At 67.0% G+C, this 7447-nt stretch carries 6 protein-coding genes; 2 read left to right on the top strand and 4 right to left on the bottom strand.

The features are described 5' to 3' along the window. On the top strand, positions 1 to 811 hold an 811-nt coding region (locus KHY18_RS26525; protein ID WP_213307342.1), incomplete at its 5' end, for a FecR family protein. Between the two features lie 106 nt (positions 812 to 917). After that, positions 918 to 3359: a TonB-dependent siderophore receptor gene (locus tag KHY18_RS26520; RefSeq protein WP_213307339.1), complete on the top strand. Its 2442-nt coding sequence runs from the start codon at positions 918 to 920 to the stop codon at positions 3357 to 3359. A 60-nt stretch (positions 3360 to 3419) separates the two neighbouring features. On the opposite strand, the gene KHY18_RS26515 is transcribed toward KHY18_RS26520, so the two are convergent. The 4 genes from KHY18_RS26515 to KHY18_RS26500 form a co-directional block, all read right to left on the bottom strand. After that, a complete protein-coding gene (locus KHY18_RS26515) occupies positions 3420 to 4394 on the bottom strand; it encodes a Bug family tripartite tricarboxylate transporter substrate binding protein (RefSeq protein ID WP_213307337.1) in 975 nt (324 codons plus the stop codon). 29 nt (positions 4395 to 4423) lie between these two features. Continuing rightward, positions 4424 to 5968, bottom strand: a complete 1545-nt coding sequence (locus tag KHY18_RS26510) for a bifunctional 3-(3-hydroxy-phenyl)propionate/3-hydroxycinnamic acid hydroxylase (protein ID WP_213307335.1) — start codon at positions 5966 to 5968, stop codon at positions 4424 to 4426. Beyond that, positions 5965 to 6831 (bottom strand): fumarylacetoacetate hydrolase family protein, encoded by an 867-nt coding sequence (locus KHY18_RS26505; RefSeq protein ID WP_213307334.1) that lies wholly within the window; start codon positions 6829 to 6831, stop codon positions 5965 to 5967. The genes KHY18_RS26510 and KHY18_RS26505 overlap by 4 nt, the downstream gene beginning before the upstream one ends. A gap of 13 nt (positions 6832 to 6844) precedes the next feature. Further along, positions 6845 to 7447, bottom strand: a 603-nt coding sequence (locus tag KHY18_RS26500; RefSeq protein WP_213307332.1) for a VOC family protein, incomplete at its 5' end; no start/stop codon positions are given.

Below are 7447 nucleotides of genomic sequence, written 5' to 3'. Positions count from 1 at the left end.
CCGCGCCACGCTGCCCGCCTCTGCGCCCCGGCGCCGCCACCTGCTCGCGCGCGGCCTGGCGCTGGCCGGCGTGGCCGCGATGGCCGCCAGCGGCGGCTGGCTCGCATGGCAGCACCTGCAGGCCCAGCCGGTATACGAGCAGGCATTTGCGACGCGCAAGGGCCAGCAGTCGGATGTGACGCTGCCCGACGGCTCGGTGCTGCGCCTCGATACCGGCACGGCCTTGCAGGCCACATTCCTGCGCGGCCGGCGCGAAATCCGGCTCAATGAGGGTCAGGCGATGTTTTCCGTCACGGCCGATGCGCAGCGCCCGTTCCTGGTGGTCGCCGGCCCGGTCACGGTCACGGTGGTCGGCACGCGCTTTTCGGTGCGCCGCACGCCGCAATTGCCCGGGCGCGAAGGGGTGGAGATCGCTGTAGAGGAAGGCCGGGTGCGCGTGGTGCATGCCGACGATGTCGCGCCTTCTGGCGCCTTGGCGGGCCAGGCACTGGAGCTGACGCCGGGCCAGAAGCTGGTGTTCGCCGGCGACGGCCGCCAGTCGGTGCTGAGCAATGTTCCGGTGGACGACATCGCCCCCTGGCGCAGCATGCAGCTGAGCTTCAGCGACGTTCCGCTGCGCAGCGCCGTGGCCGAAATGGAACGCTACGGCGACATGGGCATTGCGGCGATCGCGCCCGAAGCCGCCGCGTTGCGCCTGAGCGGCACCTTCGATCCGCGCAATCCCGCGGCCGCGCGCCGCCTGCTGGCCGACGCCTTGCCGCTGCGGCTGGTGCCAGGCGCGAACGGCGTGGAAATCCAGCCCGCGCGCTGACCCCGAAAACTTTTTGAAATAATTTTCAAAACGTATCCGGCAGTCGCGTGGCTCGCGCGTCTACACAAATGAGAACCATTTCAACCCTCTTGTTTGTGAAGTTCGTATGACGCTGCATTTCCCCCGGCCGCTGCCGCTGGCCCTGGCCCTTTCGCTTGTCTTTGGTACAGGCGCTCTGCAGGCGCAAAGCGCGCCCAACACCGATACCAACGCCGCCGCGGCGCGCGAGATCCGCATCGCGGCCCAGCCGCTGGGCGACGCGCTCAATGCCTGGGCGCGCCAGACGCAGATGCAGATGGCCGTGCAGCACGCGCTGGTCGCGGGCAAGACCGTGCCCGCCGTGGCCGGCCAACTCACGCCGCGCCAGGCGCTGGACCGCCTGTTGCAGGGCAGCGGCCTGGTCGCGAATGTGCAGGGCAGCACGGTGTCGATACGCCGCGCGCCCGAACCCGGGCAGGACGCGTCGCTCGCCGCCGTCACGGTGACGGCCCAGGGCCACCAGGACGGCACGACCGAAGGCTCGGGCTCGTACACCACGCAGCAGATGAACACCGCGACCGGCCTACCCCTGTCGATACGCGAAACGCCCCAGTCGGTCAGCGTGGTGACGCGCGCGCGCATGGCCGACAGCGCCGTGACCAGCGTGCAGGACGCGCTCGAGTACACCACCGGCATGGTGGTCAGCGCGGTGCGCGGCGAAAGCTATGAGTTTCTGTCGCGCGGTTCGCGCGCGCACAACCTGCTGATCGACGGCACGGCGATTGCCTATGACGCCGACAGCATGGGCTCGGACACGCTGGCCATCTACGACCGCATCGAAGTCGTGCGTGGTTCCACCGGGCTGATGGAAGGCGCGGGCGGCCCGTCGGCATCGATCAATCTGGTGCGCAAGCGGCCCACGCGGGAGTTCCAGGGCGAAGTCTCGGCCAGCGTCGGCAGCTGGAGCAACCGCAGCGCCACGCTCGACCTGGGCGGCCCGCTCAACGACGCCAAGACCCTGCGCGCGCGCACGGTGGTCACCGCCGACCAGGGCGACACCTTCACTTCGGGCTATTCGCGCAAGGGCCAGTTGGTCTACGGCATTGTCGAAGCCGATATCGCCAAGGACACCACATTGACGCTGGGCGGCTACTACAACAACCGCAAGAGCCCGGGCGCCGACTACAACGGCGTGCCCACGCGCGCCGATGGCTCGTTCTATGACTTCGACCGCTCGGTGCGCGCCAATCCGGTCTGGTCGCACTGGGACAAGATCCATACCAACCTGTTCGGTGAAGTCAAAAGCCATCTGAGCAATGGCTGGGATATCGCGTTCAAGGGCTCCTATCTGGAGAGCAAGCTCGACATTCTGGGCACGGGCATGTGGGCGCGCGACGCGGCCGACACCCTGGTGTTCGAAGGCAAGAAATTCAACAACCGGTCGCTGCAGACTTCGTTCGATCTGGGTGCGCACGGCCCGGTGACGCTGTTCGGGCGTGAGCATCAACTCGCCCTGGGCATGGATTACCGCCGCCGCCATGACGATTACACGGGCGGCAACTCCGTGGGCTATACGTCGCGCTTCGACCCCGCGAACTGGGAAGCTTCAGTGCAGGCCCCCCTGCCCACGCAATGGTCGCAGGACACCAACAACGGCTATATCCAGGACCTCAAGGTCGCGCAGTATGGTGCCTACGGCACGGCGAAATTCAACATCACCGAACCGCTGAAAGTGATCGTGGGCGGGCGTCTGAGCTGGTACCAAAGCGATGAATACCTCAAGAGCGGCAGCTGGCAAAACACGACATCGCTGAAGGAAAAGGCCGAGTTCACGCCCTATGCGGCCGTCACCTACGACCTGGACAAGAACTACACCGTCTACGGTTCGGTCACCAGCATTTTCCTGCCGCAGAACTACGCCGCGACCGGCGGCGGACTGCTGGACCCCATCAAGGGAACGAACTACGAAGCCGGCGTGAAGGGCGAGTTCTTCGACGGCCGGCTCAATGCCAGCGCGGCCGTCTTCCAGATCAACCAGACCAATCTGCCGGTGCTGCTCGATCGTTCGGCCTGCGTTTCCACATCGGTCAATTGCTACGGGGCCGCGGGTGAAGTGCGCTCGCGCGGCACGGAACTCGAAATCTCCGGCAATCTCAGCAGCCATTGGAAAGCGTTTGCCGGCTATGCCTTCGTGCGTTCGGAGTATGCCAAGGACTCGACCGCGGGCAAGGCCGGAACGCCTTACGGCACGACCATGCCGCGCCATGTGTTCACGCTGTCCACCATGTACTCGTTTCCGGGAGAACTGGCGGGCTGGCGCGTGGGCGCTTCGGCCCGCGTGCAAAGCGATATTTCCAATATCCGCGCGGGCTTTGCCAACGTCGCCCAGCCCGGCTACGGCATCGCCAATCTGGTCGTCGGCTGGCGCGTCAACAAGGACCTGGACCTGCAGCTCAACGTCAACAACCTGTTCGACAAGTACTACTACCGCTCCGTCGCCTCGCCGGTGCACGGCAACCTGTTCGGCAATCCGCGCAATGCGCAGCTGACGGCGCGCTACCAGTTCTGAGCGCCGCCGCGCCGGGTTTTTAGCGGCTAAAAAAGCGCAGCACCCGGCCCCCGCTTGCTTTCACTCGGCGCTCAAGCCCAGCTCCTTGTTCAGCCGCGACCAGCGCGCGTGTTCGGCGTCGAGAAAGCCGCCCATCTGCTCGGGCAGGCCCGCGCCTTCGGTGATCGGGCCTATCGCCAGCAGGCGTGCGGCGATTTCAGGATCGGCAAGCACGGCGTCGAGACCGCGGTTGAAACGCTGTACGGCCTGGAGTGGTGTATTGGCGGGCGCGACCACGCCTATCCAGCCCGCGAAGTCGAAGCCCGGCAGGCTCTCGGCCATCGCCGGCACGCTGTCCCAGCCCGCGATGCGCTTGGCCGTGGTCACGGCCAGCGCGCGCAGCTTGCCGGCCTTGACCATCTGCGCGACCGCGGGAATGTCGCTGATCAGGACTTCGGTCTGGCCGCCCACGGTGCCGGTCACGGCGGCGCTGACCGAGACATAGGGCACGGCGTTGACCTGCAGGCCCAGCTGCGCGGCCAACAGCCGCGTGACGATGCCGCTGAAGGTCTTGGGGCCTTCATTGGCCACCGTGAGTCGGCCGGGGTTGGCCTTGGCGAACGCTACCAGATCCTGGAAGGTCTTGAGCGGTGAGCCGGCGTTGACCGACACCGCGAACGGCACCTTGCCGACCATGCCCACGGGCACGAAGTCGCGCTTCGGGTCATATGGCAGGTTGTTGAACAGATAACTGTTCATGACCAGCGCCGCCGCGGTAGCGAAATAGAAAGTGTAGCCATCGGGCGCGGCGCGCGCCGCGGCCTGGGCCCCGATCGCGTTCTGGCCGCCAGGGCGATTTTCGACGACGATGGGCTGGGCCCATTTGCGCGCCAGCTGGTCGCCTATCATGCGCGCCATCAGATCGGGTCCCGAGCCCGCGGGCTGGGACAGCAGCAGCTTGACCGGCTTGTCGGGCCAGCCCTGGGCCTGCGCGCCAGAGGTCCAGGGAAATGCAATGGCAGCGAGCGCTGCTGCGGTGAGTTCACGGCGGTTCATTTTTGTCTCCTGATCATTTTTATAAGGGTTCAAACCGTCAGCGGCGCCTGCAATCCCAGCATGGCCGCCCGCTCGTCGGCCAGCGCCTCAATGTCCGCGGGCACGGTCGCCACGCCAAACACATAGTTGTCGGGCCGCAGCAGCGCCGCGACGCAGCCATGGCGCGCAAACCACTCATGCAGCACGCCGTCGCGCTCCGGCACCTGTGCCAGATGCAATGTGTGCAGTGCTGGTGAAGGCGCAATTTCCAGCGTCACTTCCGACGCCAGCACCAGCCGCCAGCCGTTGTACAGGTACGTGTCCATGCGCATGGCCGCGCCCGCGACCGTGAGCCAGGGCTGGGGGAACAGCGTGCCGCGCGCCGCATGTGTTTGCGCCGACAGAAAGCCGGGCTCCAGGCGCGGCAAGATGTCCTGGCGCGGCGTGTCGCGTACCTGGCCGCCGCAGTCGGCCAGCAGCTGGGCATCGCGGGCGCGGGCGCGTCCCGGGTCGCGCTCGCAGATCACCGCGCCCACGGCCTTGATGCGGCGCGTGAGTTCGCTCACGTGGGCCTTGCGCTCGGCGCCGTAGCTGTCGAGCAGCTGCTGCGCGGCCTGGCCCTGGACTTCGCCGCGCAGCACTGCGCCAAGCTTCCACGCGAGGTTCGCCGCATCGCGAACGCCCTGGCACATGCCCTGGCCGAGAAACGGCGGCTGCATATGGGCGGCGTCACCGGCGAGAAGCACGCGGTCCTTGCGCCACTGGTTGGCGACCAGCGCATGGAAACGGTAGCTGGCTTGGCGCCAGAGTTCGCCGTCTTCGGGCGTGAGCCAGCGCGACAGCAGCTTCCAGGTTTCGCTGTCCTGGGCCATCACCCTCGGGTCTTCGCCCGCTTTCAGCGAAATCTCCCAGCGGCGGTGGTTGCCCGGGCCTATCACCAGGGTGCAGGGGCGTTCGGGCTCGCAGTACTGCACGCTGACCGCGGGCAGCTTGCGCAGGCCTTGTTCGTTGACCAGCACATCGACCACCAGCCAGGGCTCGTCGAAGTCCAGGTCGTCGAGCGCCAGATCGAGCTGCGCGCGGACCTTGCTTGAACCGCCATCGCAGCCTATCGCATAGCGTGCCGTGATCTCGTGCGTGGTGGCCGTGGCATCGCCGATTTCCAACGTGACGCCGCTGCCGCCCTGGCGCATGGCGCGCATCTCCACGCCCAGTTCCACTGTGACCGTGGGCATTTCGGCGATGCGCGCACGCAGCGCCTGTTCAACGCGCGGCTGGGTGAATACCAGCGACGGCGTATAGCCTTGCGGATACGGTGGCGCAACCATGGTCATGCGGCGTATCAGTTGGCCGTCCACGCCGTAGAACTCGGAGTTGGTGAACGGCTCGGTGAACGGCAGCACGGCGTCGGCCACGCCCAGTTGCTGGAACACGCGCATGATCTCGTGGTCCAGCGCGATGGCGCGCGGTATCTGGTAGACGTCGAGCAGCCGATCGCAGACATAGACCTTGAGCCCGGCCTGGCCCAGCAGGCCGGCCGCGACCTGGCCCGCGGGACCGTAGCCGACGATGGCAACGTCGTAGTCGGGCTTCATTGCGCCTCGGCCTCGATGGGATTGCGCAGCGTGCCTATGCGCTCGATCTCGACTTCGTAGGTGTCGCCGGCCTTCATCCAGACCGGCGGCGTGCGCGCCTGGCCCACACCGGCCGGCGTGCCCATCACGATCACATCGCCGGGCTCCAGCGTGAGCACTTCGGCCAGCAGCGCAATGGTTTCGGTGACGCTGAAGATCATGTCGTCGGTGTTCGCGTCCTGCATGACCTGGCCGTTGAGCCGGCCCTGGATGCGCAGGCCCGTGGCGCCGGGCGGCAGTTCGTCGGCCGTGACCAGCACCGGGCCGAAGCCGCCGGTGGCGTCGAAGTTCTTGCCAATGGTCCATTGCGGCGTGCGCTTCTGGTAGTCGCGCACGCTCATGTCGTTGAAGCAGCTGTAGCCGAACACATAGCGCAGCGCCTCGGCCTGCGTGGTGTGGCGCGGCACGCGTTCGCCTATCACCAGCGCGAGTTCGGCTTCGTAGTCAAAGCGTTCCGAGACCCGCGGCACCTGGCCGGCCTCGCCATGGGCAATCAGCGACGATGCGCCGCGCAGGAAGAACCACGGGTATTCGGGCTTGTCGCGACCACCCTCCTTGGCATGGTCGAAGTAGTTCAGGCCCAGGCAGATGGTCTTGCCGGGCTCGGGCAGCAGCGGCGCGAGCCGAACTTCGGCCAGCGCCAGCCGCGGCGCATGGCCGGCCAGCGCGCGCGCACCCGCGCCCTGCAGATCGACGCCCTGGGCCAGCGCGGCGCGCAGGTCGGGCGGCACTTCGGGCAGCGCGGCGTTCAGGTCGATCAACTGTTCGCCGTCGACGACGGCCAGACGCGGAGTGTTGTCATGCAGATAAGTAGTGAAGCGCATGGAGAGGCTCTTTTCAGGTGGGAAATTCGGTGGTGGAAAACTGCACCAGGCGCTGGGCCTGCTTGAGTTCGGTGCTGGGCGGCGCGGCAATGCCCCATTGGTCGACACGGCCTGCAGGCCAGGTCCAGTCTGTTGGCCCGCCCGGCTGGTAGCTGGCGTCGATCTGCTCGACTTCGGCCGTGTACTCGATGACGATGCCGAACGGATCGATGAAGTAGTTGAAAGCGTTGTCACCGGGACCATGGCGCCCCGGGCCCCACTGGATGGCATGGCCCGCGTCCTTCATGCGCCCGCCGCCGCGCATCACGCAGTTGAGCGTGGGCACGACGAAAGCGATGTGGTTGAGCGCGCTGTTGTCGGAATCGCCGATGGCCAGCGTGTGGTGGTCGGCGTCGCAGTTCATGAAGGCCATGATTCGCGTGCGATCGGCGAGCACAAAGCCCAGCGCCTGCTCGAGAAACCGCTGCGTGGTTGGCAGATCGGCGCTGTTGAGCACCGCGTGCGCCAGCCGCACCGGCTGGTCGTGCGGCGGCGGCTCGGCACTCGCGCGCCGGGCGTCGCCCCAGACGACTTCATAGCGTCGGCCATCGGCGTCGCGCAGCGCCAGGCTGCGGCC

Source organism: Acidovorax sp. CCYZU-2555 (genome assembly GCF_018413525.1).
Taxonomy (GTDB): domain Bacteria; phylum Pseudomonadota; class Gammaproteobacteria; order Burkholderiales; family Burkholderiaceae_C; genus Comamonas.
This window is presented reverse-complemented; position numbering and strand designations above follow the sequence as displayed.